This window comes from Streptomyces sp. 13-12-16, assembly GCF_002114215.1.
In the GTDB taxonomy this organism is placed as follows: domain Bacteria; phylum Actinomycetota; class Actinomycetes; order Streptomycetales; family Streptomycetaceae; genus Streptomyces.
Window position 1 is genome coordinate 1 of record NZ_NCTE01001464.1, and the last position, 406, is coordinate 406.

A 406-nucleotide genomic window follows, 5' to 3' on the forward strand; every position below is an offset into this window, starting at 1 on the left:
GCCCTCGCCGGCCACGGCCTCGGCGGGGACGGCCGGTTCCTCGGGCAGGTCGTCGTCGATGTCGCGGCGGCGGCCGGGCAGGGCCATGACGACGAGTACGACGGCGAGCAGGCCCTGGGCCCACAGCCAGGCGGTGTGGGCGACCGGGTCGTCGTAGGTGACGTCCAGCGTGCCGCCGGAGGCGGGGAGTTCGAAGCCCTGGGCCCAGCCGTCGACCGTGGTGCGGGTCAGCGGCTTGCCGTCCAGGGTGGCGGTCCAGCCCTCGGCGGCGGTGTCGGCGAGGCGCAGGACGCGGCCCTCGGCCCCGTCCGGGATCTCGGTGTGGATCTCGACCGGGCCCGCCGCCACGGGCACGGGCTCGTCGTCGTCCTCGGCGGGGACGATGCTCGCGCGGGCGACCTGCCGG

1 pseudogene is annotated in these 406 nt (G+C 77.3%); it reads right to left on the minus strand.

The window, feature by feature from the left end:
* Positions 1-406: pseudogene (locus B7767_RS42695) on the minus strand (family 2 glycosyl transferase); the annotation flags it as partial.